The sequence below is a fragment of the Gilliamella sp. Choc5-1 genome, from assembly GCF_001690595.1.
Classification (GTDB): domain Bacteria; phylum Pseudomonadota; class Gammaproteobacteria; order Enterobacterales; family Orbaceae; genus Gilliamella; species Gilliamella apicola_M.
In genome coordinates this window covers 81164-97095 of record NZ_LZHH01000046.1, presented here as the reverse complement: position 1 = coordinate 97095, position 15932 = coordinate 81164, and the positions used below count along the sequence as shown (strand labels likewise).

Below are 15932 nucleotides of genomic sequence, written 5' to 3'. Positions count from 1 at the left end.
AAATTGAGACACATCATCCGGGTTATTTATGTGCACAAGATACCTATTATGTAGGACACATTAAAGGCATAGGGAAAATATACCAACAAACATTTATTGATACCTATTCCAGACTCGCTTTTGCTAAAGTCTATACCGAGAAAAACAGTCTGATTGCTGCCGATATGCTCAATGATAAAGTCCTTCCTTTCTTTGACAGGGAACAAGTGCCGCTGTTACGCATTCTTACAGACCGAGGTACGGAATATAATGTCCATAAGGAGAGCAATGCTTATGAGCTTTATCTTAATCTAGAAGATATTGAACACACCAAGACCAAAGCCTACAGCCCACAAACTAACGGTATTTGTGAGCGATTCCATAAGACGATGAAAACAGAATGTTATGATATTTTATTTCGGCGTAAGATTTACACGCAATTGAGTGAAATACAAAACGATATTGAGCAATGGCTTGAATTTTACAATCGAGAAAGAGCACACTCTGGAAAATATTGTTATGGGAAGACACCATGGCAAACATGGAATGATGCAAAGGGGTTGGTTAAGGAAACGCAATTGGAGAATTTATTTTGCTCATCGGGCACGCATTTTGTTAAAATGAAAGCCGATGAGTAATATGTGTTTGTCAGATTAAGTTTGAGCTACTACAAATCCTGTGATTGTTAGATCATCAAATACTAGCTCTGGTTGTAATGGTACCGAATCTGGGGGAAGCTCTGTATAGTTATCTTTTTTACGATTATAATCAACTGCTGTTTCAAATAATTTTTTTGCGCTTATCTGATTTTTAGATATCGTTTGATATAGCGCTTATCCATAAATAACTCACTATTGGCCTCTTTAAGAGAAAGAGCCAATAAATTAGGATTTAATGTTTCATTTTGCTCAGCAATTAATATTAAATGCGGACAATTATTTATATCATGACTTAAATCAGATCTTAAAACAGGAACTATTCGTTCTTTTTTATTGTTTTTATCAGCTTGTTTGCAAAAAAAGAATTCAGGAATATTATCAACAGATATTAAGTTATAATCGGGTAGAGGTCTTAGCTTATCAACTAACAAATAACGTTTTTTTTGAATCATTCATTAATTTAACAAAATTATCTAAGTGGTATTTCATACTATTTCTATCCTTACCATTTTGTTTTGCATATTGCACTGTCTAGTAGTTAAGTTTTAATACAGCACAGACTTATTGTTTTCGAAATTTATATATTTAATTTATGATATATATAATTATGTTGAATAATAGAATTACCGCTGTTCGTAAGCAATTATCAATTTCTGTTAATAGGTAAACCAAGCTATATAAATAATTTAACCTATTATAAAAAGAAAACTGACCCTAACTAATGATGTGGTGCTAAATAAAAAATAACTGACAAATAACTAATTACACCTATCCATTCACTAACTATTTAAACTAATTTAAGTTTTACTAATTTCGGGGGCTATTCTCTTATTTTTTTGTCAAAATTTCAACTCAAATTGGTTAATAAGTAGTTAGCAAATTAAAATCACTACCATAAACACCTGTAACAAATCAAATATCCTCAAAAAAGTTTTATTATGGCATAATATGTGTCAATTCATATTTCCGCGACTTTACTCAAAGGCTAATTATTACTTATGAGTGAAACGCATGTTAAAGAGAGTATATTCTAGTGTTAAGTACAAATAACATCACAATGCAATTTGGCAGTAAGCCATTATTTGAAAATATCTCGGTTAAATTCGGTAATGGCAATCGTTATGGTTTAATTGGCGCCAATGGTAGTGGTAAATCCACTTTTATGAAAATTATTGGTGGTGATTTAGTGCCAACCTCTGGCAATGTAGCTTTAGATCCGCATGAAAGACTGGGTAAGTTACGTCAAGACCAATTTGCGTTTGAAGAGTTTACCGTGCTTGATACGGTAATTATGGGACATACCGAATTATGGCAAATCAAACAAGAGCGTGACCGCATCTATTCACTACCTGAAATGAGTGAAGAAGACGGCTTTAAAGTGGCTGATTTAGAAACTCAATACGCTGAAATGGATGGCTATAGTGCCGAAGCGCGTGCAGGTGAATTATTATTAGGCGTTGGTATTCCAATTGAACAACACTATGGTTTAATGAGCGAAGTTGCTCCTGGTTGGAAACTGCGTGTATTATTGGCACAAGCCCTATTTTCAAATCCTGATATATTATTGCTTGATGAACCAACCAATAACTTAGATATTGATACAATTCGCTGGCTTGAAGACACCCTAAACCAACGTGAAAGTACTATGATCATTATTTCGCATGACCGCCATTTTTTAAATATGGTCTGTACCCATATGGCAGACATGGATTATGGTGAGCTTCGCATCTACCCTGGTAACTATGATGATTATATGACAGCATCAACGCAAGCGAGAGAGCGTTTATTAGCTGACAATGCCAAAAAGAAAGCACAAATCAGTGAGCTACAATCTTTTGTTAGTCGATTTAGTGCCAATGCGTCTAAATCAAAACAAGCAACTTCGCGCGCAAAACAAATTGAAAAAATTAAACTTGAAGAAGTCAAAGCCTCTAGCCGCCAAAATCCATTTATTCGTTTTGAACAAGATAAAAAACTATTCCGTAATGCGCTTGTTGTTGAAAACCTGACCAAAGGTTTTGATAATGATCCACTATTTAAAAACTTAAACCTAATGGTCGAAGTGGGCGAAAAAGTCGCTATTTTAGGGACTAACGGTATTGGTAAAACTACATTAATAAAAACACTGATGGGCGAGCTTACTCCCGAACAGGGCGATATAAAATGGTCTGAAAATGCCAATATTGGTTATTATGCACAAGATCACGAATACGAATTTGAAGGCGACTTAACTGTATTTGACTGGATGAGCCAATGGAAGCAGCCAACCGATGACGAGCAAGCCGTACGTAGTATTTTAGGTCGATTACTGTTTTCACAAGATGATATTAAAAAGCAAGTCAAAGTACTATCAGGTGGTGAAAAAGGACGTATGCTATTTGGTAAATTGATGATGCAACGCCCAAATATTATTGTTATGGACGAGCCAACCAACCATTTAGATATGGAATCTATCGAATCACTCAATATGGCATTAGAGCTTTATCAAGGCACGCTATTTTTTGTTTCACACGATCGTGAATTTGTTAGCTCGTTGGCAACACGCATTGTTGAAATTACACCTGAAAAAGTCATTGATTATACAGGTAATTATGAAGATTACTTGCGTAGCCAAGGGATTGAATAATCAGTTATTAATAAAAATAGCCACAAATACCAATGTGGCTATTATTTTCTTACATTACGTTAAGATGAGTCTCCCCCCATTTTTAAATAATATTCAGTAAAATAAATCACACCTCAATTGACATTAATTGACATTGTACAACTTAAGTGTACAATGATTCTCAGTAATTACATTTCAATGGGGAATATTATGAGACACGTTAGCTATTCAGCCGCAAGGGCAAATCTAGCAGCAACAATGGATGAAGTTGTTAACGACCGAATGCCAACAATCATTACACGCCAAAATGGCAATAACTGCATTTTAATGTCATATGATGAATTTACATCTTTAGAAGAAACCGCTCGCTTGTACCGTTCACCAGCCAATGCAAAACATTTATTACGTTCACTAGAGCAAATTAACAACGGCCAACTGCAGGAACATGATCTACAAGATGAATAAGTTATTTTCAGATGAATCGTGGAATGACTACCTTTATTGGCAAAAAACAGATAAAAAAGTAATTAAACGCATCAATGAACTTATTAAAGATATCAGCAGGACGCCATTTTCAGGTCTAGGTAAGCCAGAGGTGCTAAAATTTAACTTATTAGGTTATTGGTCGCGAAGAATTGATGGAGAACACAGGTTAATTTATAAAATTGAAAATAACTGTATTATTATACTCTCTTGCCGTTATCATTATGAATAATGATATTTCTCACCTTATCAATCTAATTAGCAAAAAATAGCCACATCAGTGGCTAGCTTATTTCAATTAATAGCAAATTAAAACTCTAACTCATCCCACCAAATATCGATAAGTGGACTGGTTTTGACATTTTTTAAGCCGTGACTTTCAAGCCATTTTGTGACAATGTCACGATGTTCATCAGTACAGTTGCCGAGTTTTTGAGTACAAATAATACCTTTCCAATTCAAATAACCACTACCCTCATAAGCTAAACCATTTGGTTGAATAGCTTCAAGAATAAATTGATCAACAATATTATCTAAGGTTTCTTCAGTTGTACCTTCTTCAAACGACCAACTAACAGTAAAACCTAATTCTTTAAACTCGTCGATGTGTAATTTTTTTCGTAAACGTCTACTACGATTAACCATAATTATTTCCTTCTTTTCTATTAAATATTCGTTTGTTTATTTCTAGTATAATGTTGTCTGTTAGCGGATTTTACACTACTTTGCTTCGGTTGCGACGATCGGTTTGTTGTTGAACTTGCTCTTTTTGGCGCAGTTCGCCTTGCTGACGATTTTTTAACAGGCTCTGGTTTTATTTTAGGATCGACTTCAAATCCTTGTGTGGTTAGCTCAGGAATTGACCTTTTAATCAACTTTTCAATCGCTTTTAGTTGTGGAAGTTCATCAACACAAACTAATGAAATAGCTTGTCCTTGATTTTGCGCACGTCCTGTTCGACCAATACGATGCACATAATCTTCAGCAACTTGTGGTAATTCATAATTAACAACATAAGGCAATAACTCAATATCAAGCCCACGAGCAGCAATATCGGTTGCCACTAACGCCCTAATTTGCCCTGTTTTAAAATCGGCTAACGCTTTAGTGCGAGCACCTTGGCTTTTATTACCATGAATTGCAGCGGCCTTAATGCCATCTTTGGTTAATTGATCTGCCAAATGATTAGCGCCGTATTTAGTGCGAGTAAAGATTAGCACTTGTTGCCACTGATTTTTACCAATTAAATAAGATAGTAACTCACGCTTACGACGTTTATCAACCCGATGCACATATTGCGTGATCTGCTCTGAAGCACTATTAGTTTTAGCAACCTCAATCAATTTTGGTGAATGTAAAATTGTTTCGGCTAAGGCTTTTATTTCGCTTGAAAAAGTCGCTGAAAACATTAAATTTTGGCGTTTTTTAGGCAACTTAGCGATCACACGGCGAATATCATGAATAAAGCCCATGTCTAACATACGATCGGCTTCATCCAATACCAATATTTTAACAGTAGCAAGATCCACCGCATTTTGTTGTACTAAATCAAGCAACCGCCCTGGTGTTGCAATCAAAACATCAACACCACCGCGTAACTTCATCATTTGTGGATTAATACTCACACCACCAAAGACCACTAACGAACGAATGGGCAAATAACGGCTATAATCGCGGATATTTTCGCCTATTTGCGCAGCCAGCTCGCGCGTTGGGGCTAAAATCAAGGCATATAACGGACGTTTGCCTTTTTGGGCACCTGCTTTATTGCTATTTTGAGCTTGTTGAATAAGCAGTTTTTGCAAAATGGGCAAACCAAAGCCAGCCGTCTTTCCTGTTCCTGTTTGCGCACTGGCCATCAGATCGTTGCCTGATAAAATAACGGGAATAGCTTGTTGTTGAATGGGAGTTGGTGTTGTGTAGTTCTGTTCGTGAATTGCTTTTAAAATCTCGGTATCTAAACCAAGAGAGTCAAATGACATGAAATATTCCTAAAATGAAAAATAAATTATTCATATCCATTATAAAGCAATTCAATAATAAATGTCTGACTATTTAAATAATATTAGCGCTTAACTAATTTTATAAACAAAATCGCTATTACATCAAATGCGTTATTCTATCTATCTAAATTTAAATAGTTTTTTACATAAACGTAGTACACTCCTGAAACTTTTTGACAAAATGATGCAATCTGTATTTGTTTAGATAAAATGTCTGTTTAAGTAAACTGCGTAATACCCTACTGTACCAATCAGAAATTCATCAAACTAGCCTATCCACAAACAAATAAGATAATCGAAAGCGTGATACGAATTTTGAATTGAGATTTAGTATAATCAGCAATTATTTAGCGATTCAAGGGAAAACGTCTTATGCGTTTTTAGAGAGTTATTTTAATTATTGATGTGTAAATAACTCAGCGTTTTTCTATAAATAATATTTTTCAGGAGATCTATAATAAAAAAATCAAATGATATTTATTATCATTTGTGTTTATGCTACTATTTTCGCTTTGATAATTAATGGATTTTGTATGCATTTTAATCTTAGCGGTATAAAACGTTTATTCATTGCTTTGCTTTTAACAACCCTTAGTCTTAACTGTTTTGCTAAAGATGATATTACTTTTGCAAACTTTCGCGATATTCGTGATTTGAACCCACATCTTTATGGTGGCGAAATGTGGGCGCAAAATATGCTTTATGAGTCGCTAGTTCATTACAATGAGGATGGTACCTTTTCGCCTTGGCTAGCTGAAAGCTGGACCATTACTAACGATGGTAAAACTTATACTTTTAAGTTAAGAAAAGATGTTACTTTTAGTGATGGTGCTAAATTTGATGCCCATAGCGCTAAACTAAACTGGGATGCGGTGCTTTCAAATAAAGTACGTCATACTTGGCTTGAAATGGTACGCCTAATTACCGAAATCAAAGCCGTAGATGATTATACTTTACAAGTGAATCTATCCGAACCTTACTACCCATTTTTGATTGAAATTGCTGTTACAAGACCAATGCGCTTTATTTCACCAAATTCTATGATTGATGGCGAAACTAAAAATGGTGTTAAATCTTATATTGGTACTGGCCCTTATATTTTAGACGATCATAAAAAAGATCAGTATGCCATTTTTAACGAAAACCCTAACTACTGGGGCACAAAACCGCAAATTAAAAAAGTCACAATGAAAGTGATCGCTGATAACCAAAGCCGTTTGATGGCGCTTGAAAAAGGTGAAATTGATCTTATTTACGGTAAAAATATGGTCGATGCTGATTCGTATGAACGATTTGCTAAAATGGATAAGTTTCAAACATTAATGTCAAAACCGGTTTCAAGCCGAATCGTTCTGATGAATACAACAAGGCCACAACTTAAAGATGCCAATGTGCGCCGAGCTATTGAGCATATCATCAGTAAAAAAGATGTTTCTGAGGGTATTTTTAATAATAGCGAAGCACCAGCCGATACTTTAATGGCAACTAATATTCCTTATGCTAATATCGGGTTAAAACCTTATGAGTATGATACCAACTTAGCAGCGCAACTACTTGATAAAGCAGGTTGGGTTAAAGTGAATGGCGAGCAATATCGTCAAAAAGAAGGCAAACCGTTCGAAATCACTCTTTACTATGATAGCAACACAGCTTCGCAAAAAACCATTGCTCAATATATGCAAGATGAATTTGAGCAAGTTGGTTTAAAATTAAACATTCACGGTGAAGAAGAGCAAGGGTATCGCGATCGCCAAAAAGCCGGTGATTTTGATATGGTTTTTGATATTTCGTGGGGGATGCCTTATGATCCGCAGTCTTTCTTATCTGGCATGAAGTTGCCTGTTTATGGTGATTATATTGCTCAGCAAGGCTTAGCAGAAAAAGCTCAAATTGACGCAAGTATTAGCAAAGCGCTTATTTCCACCGATGAACAAGAGCGACAAGCACTTTACCGCTATGTACTAGAAACACTTCATAACGAAGCGGTATACATTCCTTTAACTTATGAACGTAACCGAGCTATTGCCATTAAGTCATTAAAAGGCATTGAATTTGCACCGTCACAATTTGATATTCCATTTGATAAAATGCATTATTAGGTTGTTGATTTTATTATTTAATAACAATGTTAAATTATATTTTTAAACGTTTAATTATGATGATACCGATTCTTATCGGTATCTCATTTATTGCATTTTTGCTGATTAATTTAGCTCCTTCAGATCCTGCCGAAGTTGCATTACGCCTAAACGAAATCATGCCAACGCCTGAAGCCATTGAAAGTATGCGCCAAGAGCTTGGTTTAAATGAACCTTTTTGGTATCGTTATTTTAACTGCCTGTATAATGTCTTTCATCTTGATTTTGGTCGTTCATTTATTCATCGTGACCGATTTGTTTGGGATGAGATGATTCGCTGTTTAAAACCAACACTTATTTTAGCTACATCATCCTTTATTTTTACGCTTATAATTAGTTTAATTTTTGGCATACTCTGTGCCATTTTTGCCAATTCTGCGTTTGATCGGATTTTGCGCATCATTATCTTTTTAGGCACAGCGATGCCAAGTTATTGGCTGGGGCTGTTATTTATTTGGTTATTTGCCAATTATCTTGATCTATTGCCAACTAATGGCTATGGTTCTTGGCAAAATTTAGTTTTACCTACAATTACATTATCGTTTGTGTATATTTCTACTTATATTCGATTTATTCGTAATAACATGATTGAAAACATGCATAATTATTTTGTTTTTTATGCTCGTAGCCGTGGATTAAAAGAACGCACAATCATTTTAAAACATGTGCTAGTCAATTCATTACAAACCACCATCACCGCATTAGGGATGACCATTCCGCAATTAATTGCGGGTTCGTTTGTCGTTGAGTATATATTTTCGTGGCCAGGGCTTGGGCGGTTGTGTATTTCTGCAATAATGAATCGAGATTACCCTGTTATTCAAGCTTATATCTTATTGATGGCTATTTTATTTGTTGTTTGTAATTTTATTGTGGATGTTTTACACCTATTACTCGATCCACGATTAAAAGAGAGTGGTAGTCTTTCATGAACCAACTTAAGCAACTGTTCAAAAATAAAATAGCATTATGCTGTTTAACGATTATTGGTGTGATTATTGTTTTAGGTATTTTAGCCCCTTATATTGCTCCATTTGATCCCAATAAAGTTCGCATTGTGCGCAAATATGCAGCAGTTTCTGCTCAGCATTGGTTTGGTTGTGATCATTTAGGTCGGGATATCTTTTCTCGGTTACTTTATGGCATTCGCTCAACACTATTTTTGTCGATATTGACCATGGCAATAACAATTGTTATTGGAACCATCATTGGGCTTATTTCGGGCTATAATAGAGGTAAACTTGACGAATGTATTATGCGCCTTTGCGATATTATGCTTTCTTTTCCAAGTCAGGTAATGATACTAGCCATTGTCGGCGTGCTTGGAGTCGGTATTGAAAACGTGATTATTGCTAATATTGTTGTCAAATGGGCTTGGTATAGCCGAATGATTCGTAGTTCTGTAATCAAGTATAGCCGTAAAAACTATATTCTTTTTTCACGCACAATTGGTGCGCCTCATTTTTTTATTATTCGGCGCCACTTGCTACCTAATATTATGTCTGAACTTGTTGTACTTGCTACACTCGATACAGGGTGGGTTATTTTAAATATTTCGGCACTTTCTTTTATTGGATTAGGCGTACAAGCACCCACCGCAGAATGGGGATTGATGTTAAGCGAAGCCAAAAATGTAATGATTCAGCACCCGATGCAGATGGTCTTTCCAGGAATGGCTATTTTGATTGTGGTTGCTGCATTTAATATGCTAGGGGATTGTTTGCGAGATATTTTAGATCCAAAGGAAAAAACAGCATGAGTGACACATTGCTTAAAGTTAACAATCTCACCGTAACACTAGATAACAGCAAGCCACTATTAAATGATATTTCGTTTCATCTAAAACATCATCAATGTTTAGGTATTGTTGGTGAAAGTGGTAGTGGCAAAAGCTTAACATGCAAAGCGATTATGGGTTTGTTAGAACCTTATTTTTCAGTTCAAGGGCAAATCTTGTTTTCACCCCAAAAAACACAACTCAAGTTACAACAAAATGGCGATTTGTTAAAACAAAATAACGAAACATTACGTTTTATTCGTGGTAATGTGATTTCGGTCATTTTACAGCACCCAATGAGTGCTTTTGATCCGCTTTACTGTGTTGGTAACCAAGTTGTTGAAACGTTATTGGCTCACCAACCAATCAGTAAAAATCAAGCCATAACTAAAACGCTTAATATGCTTGCAGATATTGGTCTTGATAATCCTAAACAAATTTATAATCGATACCCTCATCAATTAAGTGGCGGTATGCTACAACGAATAATGATTGGGATTTCTCTTATGCTTGAACCTGAGCTGATTATTGCCGATGAACCAACAACTGCATTAGATTCAATTAGCCAATTTCATATTCTAAAAATATTTGAAAAAATTAAACAACAATCTAAAACATCCATGATATTTATCTCACATGATCTAGGCGTTATTCACCATATAGCCGATCACATTTTGGTAATGAATAAAGGCACCATTGTTGAACAAGGAAGTCGAGATCATATTTTTTATCATTCTAAAAATGATTATACTCAATATTTAATTAATGCTCGTAAGCAATTATTAGCCAAATTTAATTGTGTTGTTCAACCCAATTATATAACACCCAGTTCGGAGACAATCTAAATGCCACCGTTGTTACAACTTGAGCATGTAAAAAAATTGTTTTTACAACCCAATCAAGGCTTACTTGGTCGCAAAAAAATATCGGTAATTAATGATGTCTCGTTTTCACTATATCAAGGGCAATGTTTGGGAATTATTGGGGAAAGTGGCAGTGGTAAAAGTACCCTAGGTAAACTGATTTTAGGGCTTGAAAAGCCAGATAGTGGAAACATTTACTTTAATGGATTTGATACATCTCAACGCGCTTGGCGAAAATCCTCAATGCGGCGTGATATCAGTGCCGTATTTCAAGATTATAATGCATCTGTTAACCCTTATTTTACTACCGCTGAGATTATTGCCGAACCTATTGATATTTACGAAAAAATATCAACCAAAGAACGCCAAAAACGAATTGATGCGCTGTTGGAACAAGTCGGGTTAGATCACTCCTTTTATCATCGCTTTCCTCATGAAATGAGTGGCGGTCAATTGCAACGAATTTGTATTGCACGGGCGATTGCTTGCTCGCCTAAATTTATTCTATTTGACGAAGCAGTCAGTTCGTTAGATATATCAGTACAAACTCAAATTTTATCTTTACTGGCAGATTTACAAAAACAGCTAAACCTAACCACGATTTTTATCACTCATGATTTAACGACTATCACTTATTTGTGCGATAAGGTGATCTTTTTTTATCAAGGACAAATTGTTGAACAGGTGGACAATATTTCTCAATTAAGCCAAGTCAATCATCCTTATTCTAAACAACTTCTTGAATCTATTTTAGGATTTTAGATTATGACCACATCTTCAAATTCAAACAAACAATACCATTTTAAAAACTACCTTGCGCTAGTTATCCCCTTTATTATTTCAACAATCACAACGCCACTACTTGGCGTGGTTGATACTGCTTTAGTTGGTCACTTACCTAACCCTGCCTTTATTGCGGGTATTGCTGTGGGCACCGTGATTTTTAATACTATTTATTGGCTATTTGGCTTTTTACGAGTCAGCACCACAGGGTTTTCAGCGCAAGCTTTAGATGATCCTATTTTACTAAGGTCTTCGCTGATTCGTCCGCTTTTTATTGCCATTTTATTAGGCATTGTTTTTATTATTTTTCAAAGCCTAATATTTAATACCGCCATGCAGCTTATAAAACCCAATGAAGAAGTAAAACACCACGCCCACACCTATTTTACTATTCTAATTTGGGGAGCACCTTTTGTTTTAATCAATTATGTTTTAGTGGGTTGGTTAATGGGCATGGCAAAAATAAAAGCGGTTTTGTTTTTGCAAGTATTAATCAATTTACTTAACATTGTTATGGCTGCCACGCTTGTTTGGGGCTTTCATTTTGATATTCAAGGTGTCGCTTTTGCTACGCTTAGCGCACAAATCATCTGTACACTATTGGGTATTTGGTTTATTTATGCCTATCTACCTAAAACTGAGCAAAAAACAGATTTCAAAGCCATATTATCTTGGCAATCTTTAAAAGGGGTAATTTTAGTTAATACCAATTTAATGATTCGAACTATCTGTTTACTTATTGTTACCAATCATTTTATCTCGATTGGCTCTCGTTTTAATACTGAAGTATTAGCCGCTAATGCGGTTTTATTTCAAATCCACTATTTAATGGCTTACTTATTTGATGGTTTTGCCAATGCATCAAGTGTTTTTAGTGGAAAAGCTAAGGGAACAAAAGACATCACGTTATACAATCAAACACTACGTTGGTCATTGCTATCGTGCCTTATTTGTCCTGTTGTTTTGATAGCGATTTGGTTGGGATTTGATTCAATGATTATTCGGTTGCTTACTAATCAAACCGACATTATTAACCTATGTACTGAATATCAATACTGGCTTATTGTATTCCCTATTGTGGTTGCTGGTGGGCTTATTTATTACGGCGTATTTTCAGGTATTAGCTACACATCGTCCATTCGCGACTCAATGATTTTAGCGCTATTGCTATGGTTCATTGCACAATATCTATTTGTGCCAATTTGGGGCAACCATGGGTTATGGCTCTCTTATATTTTATTTAGCGCAGGGCGAACACTCTTTTTAGTCATCTGGATTAAAAAATCTAAAAACAATATTATGCTTTAAGCAGCTACGCAGTAGATAAACCTATTGCGTAGGTTAATATCAAATTAAGTGTAAGTAACAAAACTCAAAAATACACAAGGCATCTCCTTTTTAAATTTAACCTATTGAATGTTAATGATTAATTAGTGTATCAATTAAAGCATATATCACTTTTTCCCGTTTTTTAAGTTTTAAACGGTATAGATTCCTGAATATTTTTTACAAAAATATAATCAAAAAAGGCAACCTAATGGCTGCCTTTAATTGCATTAACAAACTAAAATCACTTTTTATGTGGATGCGGATCTTTAACAGAATCACCCTGTCCAGTCATAATATACCAACCATTTTTGCTATGCGGTTTTTTATTATAATCAGGGCAAGGAGGTAACGATTTCTTACTTTGGTTTGAATAAATATAGCCACAGTCAGCGCATTTATAAGTGCCTGACGAAACATCACTACCATATGGAGCAAATTTGTGTACCATTCTAAGACCCTCCAAATTAAATAAGCGACAAGCCCAATGCTTATCACTGTATATATAACCGCCGATTTAAGAAAAAATCAAGTGTATTTTTTAAACAAAAAACGAATAAAATAACTATTTTTAATACATAAAAATCAGTCAGAAAAGATATTGATTTTATTGAAATTTTTTTGAGACAAAAATCATTATTTTTTGTTTGTTTTTTAATCAAAATATCCCTTATTGCCTATAACCCATAATAAAATTACAATAATCCTCCTTTTAATTACTTACTACAAAGAAGATGATCACTTACCACGATGCTACATTAGAAGATTTGTCATTTATTGTCGATGTTTATAACTCAACTATTGCTAGCCGACAAGTTACTGCTGATACTCAGCCTGTTTCTGTTGAAAGTAAATTAGATTGGTTTAATCAGCATAACCCACAAAACCGCCCACTTTGGCTAATAAACTATCAAGATAAGCCTTGTGGTTGGATAAGTTTATCTTCATTTTATGGTCGCCCTGCCTATAATAAAACCGTTGAAATCAGCTTGTATCTTCATCAAGATTATCGGGGTAAGCAAATTGGGCAGTTTATGATTAACCGTATTGAGCAGTTTGCTAAGCAAGCAGGCATACAAACCATACTGAGTTATGTGTTTGGTCATAACACGCCTAGTATCAATCTATTTAAAAAAATGCAGTATCAACAATGGGGCTTGTTTCCAAATGTTGCGGAGCTTGACAATATTCAGCGTGATTTGGTGATACTAGGCAAACGGCTAGATTAACCAATCGCTTTGTCAATACAATTTAACACTAAAAAGGACCTTTTTAATGAGTACGTTAAATGATATCAAATATTACGCTAGTCAATCTAAAATTACCACGACACTAGTGGTCATTAATATTCTATGTTTTTTTGCCTTTAGGATGCTTGATAGTGATGGTTTTTCGTCACTTTATGAAAACCGTTTTTTGATTAATTGGGGCGCCGATATGGCGGAGTTAACTTTTTCTGGCCAGTATTGGCGCATGTTTACCAATTTATTTATGCATGTCAGTGTAACACATTTAGCGATGAACATGCTCGCTTTATGGAGTACAGGACCGATTTTAGAACAGCGCATTCCTAGCCTTGCTTTTATTGGTATTTATTTCCTTTCAGGCATAATAGGAAGCTTATCGAGCGATATTGCGACTATCAGTCAAAATGTAATCAGCTGTGGGGCATCAGGAGCAATTTTAGGTATTATTACCGCATTGTTAGCTTATTGTTCGGTGTTTAAAACCAATATACAAGAAATGCCCGTTAAAGCAATGCTAATTAGTTTAGTGTTAACCGCTGGGATAGGGTTATTGCCTTCAATTGATAATATGGCGCATATTGGTGGTGCTTGTGCTGGGTTTGTGCTTGGTGGAGCGGTTTGTTTATGTCTTAAAATATTCAAATATCCAAGTAAACTAAGTTTACTTGTGATTAGCCTTGTATTTGTTGTAACAATATTGGGGATTTATGCGCAATATATGCACTATGCTTTGCCAAGTAGTTATTACATCTATTATTAGCAATAAAAAGGCGCTGATTATCATCAAACCGCGCCTTTTTTATGCAAAATCGATACAACTAAAAGCTATTTAAAATCCGTGCAGGTTCGATTTTGCAAGCCCGTTTAGCAGGATAGTAGCTAGCAATTAAGCTTAGTAACATGGCAGTAATAAACACAATGACCACATCAAACAGATGAATTTCGGATGGTAAAAAATCAATAAAATAGATATTGCTATTTAAGATTTTATGTCCCATTAATGACTCAATAAAGCCCATGATGTTAGAAAGTTGCCATGACAGTATTACGCCTAAAATAACTCCAATTAGACTGCCAATTAACCCTGAAATCACTCCATACCATATAAAAATATGTTTGATTAAACGATTAGTTGCGCCTAGGGTCTTTAATATGGCAATATCACGCTGTTTATCTTTTACGGCAATGACTAAAGTGGATACAATATTAAAACAGGCCACGCCAATCACTACAATCATGGCCAGATACATGATTTGCCTAATCATTTGAATATCACGATACATAAAGCCAAACGTCTGTTCCCAACTATTAAATAATAGATCTTCGTCAAGCCCTAATGCTGCTTGACCAATAAGGTTATTGGATTGATAAACGTCTTTTACATTTACCATAATACCTGTAACGCTATCGCCCATATTTAGTAATTTCTGTGCATCTGTTAATGGAATTAAAGCCATGTTATTACTCAAGCTGCCACTTAATTCTAAAATCCCTACTACTTGCAAACGGACTCTTTTAGGTGGTTTGAGTTGATTTGGACTACTCGAAACAGGAATTAATAAAGAAACCCATCCCCCTTCTCTCACTGATAAATTTTTAGCAAGCCCTGCTCCAATAATAATTTGTTGGTTATCGGGCTTAAAATCTTGCCATTTATTATTCAGTACATAATTCGGTAGTGAACTGATTTGCATTTCTTGTTCAGGGTCAAGACCCTGTACTTGCACAGCACCAAGTTTGCTACCGTTTTCAATTAATCCAGTAAAATTAACAAATGGTAAGGCTGATACAATATTACTATTGTTTTTAAGTTCTTGTTGAACGTGTTGCCAATTATCTAAATTGCCGTACTCTGGATAGAATTGTCCATGTGGCACTACCGATAACACTCGATTGTGTAATTCACGCTCAAAGCCATTCATGGCACTTAAGCCAATAATTAATGCCACAATACCAATAGCAATGCTGAGTGTTGAGATAATCGAAATTAACGACACCATACCACTTTTGCGACGCCCTTTTCGAAATTTTATGGCGGTAATTAAAGATAAATTCATATTAATTATCCA

The 15932-nt window shown here is 35.1% G+C and carries 17 protein-coding genes; 12 read left to right on the top strand and 5 right to left on the bottom strand.

Annotated features, from left to right (window positions below; all coding sequences use genetic code 11):
- Positions 1-617, top strand: a 617-nt coding sequence (locus A9G35_RS04170) for an integrase core domain-containing protein (protein ID WP_176701379.1), incomplete at its 5' end; no start/stop codon positions are given.
- Between the two features lie 161 nt (positions 618-778).
- On the opposite strand, the gene A9G35_RS04165 is transcribed toward A9G35_RS04170, so the two are convergent.
- Positions 779-1090, bottom strand: a complete 312-nt coding sequence (locus A9G35_RS04165) for a hypothetical protein (protein WP_065635802.1) — start codon at positions 1088-1090, stop codon at positions 779-781.
- A gap of 581 nt (positions 1091-1671) precedes the next feature.
- Here A9G35_RS04165 and A9G35_RS04160 point away from each other — a divergent pair.
- The 3 genes from A9G35_RS04160 (at position 1672) to A9G35_RS04150 (ending at position 3958) form a co-directional block, all read left to right on the top strand.
- Positions 1672-3264 (top strand): ABC-F family ATPase, encoded by a 1593-nt coding sequence (locus A9G35_RS04160; RefSeq protein WP_065635801.1) that lies wholly within the window; start codon positions 1672-1674, stop codon positions 3262-3264.
- A 189-nt stretch (positions 3265-3453) separates the two neighbouring features.
- A complete protein-coding gene (locus tag A9G35_RS04155; RefSeq protein WP_065561203.1) occupies positions 3454-3708 on the top strand; it encodes a type II toxin-antitoxin system prevent-host-death family antitoxin in 255 nt (84 codons plus the stop codon).
- Positions 3701-3958, top strand: coding sequence for a Txe/YoeB family addiction module toxin (locus A9G35_RS04150; protein ID WP_065635800.1), 258 nt, complete (start codon positions 3701-3703; stop codon positions 3956-3958). The genes A9G35_RS04155 and A9G35_RS04150 overlap by 8 nt, the downstream gene beginning before the upstream one ends.
- A gap of 77 nt (positions 3959-4035) precedes the next feature.
- On the opposite strand, the gene A9G35_RS04145 is transcribed toward A9G35_RS04150, so the two are convergent.
- Positions 4036-4374 (bottom strand): YggL family protein, encoded by a 339-nt coding sequence (locus A9G35_RS04145; RefSeq protein WP_141673766.1) that lies wholly within the window; start codon positions 4372-4374, stop codon positions 4036-4038.
- Between the two features lie 17 nt (positions 4375-4391).
- Positions 4392-5708 carry a DEAD/DEAH box helicase gene (locus tag A9G35_RS04140; RefSeq protein WP_081300106.1) on the bottom strand — a complete coding sequence of 439 codons (1317 nt, stop codon included), beginning with the start codon at positions 5706-5708 and terminating at the stop codon, positions 4392-4394.
- A gap of 554 nt (positions 5709-6262) precedes the next feature.
- On the opposite strand from A9G35_RS04140, the gene nikA reads away from it, so the two are divergent.
- From nikA to A9G35_RS04110, 6 genes are read left to right on the top strand one after another with little or no spacing between them, the layout of a single operon-like run.
- Positions 6263-7828, top strand: a complete 1566-nt coding sequence (gene nikA, locus A9G35_RS04135) for a nickel ABC transporter substrate-binding protein (RefSeq protein ID WP_065635798.1) — start codon at positions 6263-6265, stop codon at positions 7826-7828.
- A 26-nt stretch (positions 7829-7854) separates the two neighbouring features.
- Positions 7855-8799 (top strand): nickel/cobalt ABC transporter permease, encoded by a 945-nt coding sequence (gene opp1B, locus A9G35_RS04130; RefSeq protein ID WP_065635797.1) that lies wholly within the window; start codon positions 7855-7857, stop codon positions 8797-8799.
- The gene (opp1C, locus tag A9G35_RS04125) at positions 8796-9626 is read left to right on the top strand and encodes a nickel/cobalt ABC transporter permease (RefSeq protein ID WP_065635796.1); all 831 of its coding nucleotides are present in this window, start codon (positions 8796-8798) and stop codon (positions 9624-9626) included. The genes opp1B and opp1C overlap by 4 nt, the downstream gene beginning before the upstream one ends.
- Positions 9623-10489 carry an ABC transporter ATP-binding protein gene (locus A9G35_RS04120; protein ID WP_065635795.1) on the top strand — a complete coding sequence of 289 codons (867 nt, stop codon included), beginning with the start codon at positions 9623-9625 and terminating at the stop codon, positions 10487-10489. Before opp1C ends, A9G35_RS04120 begins: the two co-directional genes overlap by 4 nt.
- The gene (locus tag A9G35_RS04115; RefSeq protein WP_065635794.1) at positions 10490-11269 is read left to right on the top strand and encodes an ABC transporter ATP-binding protein; all 780 of its coding nucleotides are present in this window, start codon (positions 10490-10492) and stop codon (positions 11267-11269) included.
- 3 nt (positions 11270-11272) lie between these two features.
- Positions 11273-12598, top strand: coding sequence for an MATE family efflux transporter (locus tag A9G35_RS04110; protein ID WP_065635793.1), 1326 nt, complete (start codon positions 11273-11275; stop codon positions 12596-12598).
- Between the two features lie 262 nt (positions 12599-12860).
- On the opposite strand, the gene A9G35_RS04105 is transcribed toward A9G35_RS04110, so the two are convergent.
- On the bottom strand, positions 12861-13067 hold the full coding sequence (locus A9G35_RS04105) for a hypothetical protein (RefSeq protein WP_065635792.1): 207 nt from the start codon (positions 13065-13067) through the stop codon (positions 12861-12863).
- A 283-nt stretch (positions 13068-13350) separates the two neighbouring features.
- On the opposite strand from A9G35_RS04105, the gene A9G35_RS04100 reads away from it, so the two are divergent.
- Together A9G35_RS04100 and A9G35_RS04095 are read left to right on the top strand one after the other, a co-directional pair.
- Positions 13351-13845, top strand: a complete 495-nt coding sequence (locus A9G35_RS04100; protein ID WP_065635791.1) for a GNAT family N-acetyltransferase — start codon at positions 13351-13353, stop codon at positions 13843-13845.
- Positions 13846-13891: 46 nt separating this feature from the next.
- Complete coding sequence (locus A9G35_RS04095) at positions 13892-14623, top strand: rhomboid family intramembrane serine protease (RefSeq protein ID WP_065635790.1); 732 nt, start codon at positions 13892-13894, stop codon at positions 14621-14623.
- A gap of 58 nt (positions 14624-14681) precedes the next feature.
- Here the strand turns inward: A9G35_RS04095 and lolE are convergent, their stop codons facing one another.
- On the bottom strand, positions 14682-15920 hold the full coding sequence (gene lolE, locus A9G35_RS04090; protein ID WP_065635789.1) for a lipoprotein-releasing ABC transporter permease subunit LolE: 1239 nt from the start codon (positions 15918-15920) through the stop codon (positions 14682-14684).
- Positions 15921-15932 lie beyond the last annotated feature (12 nt).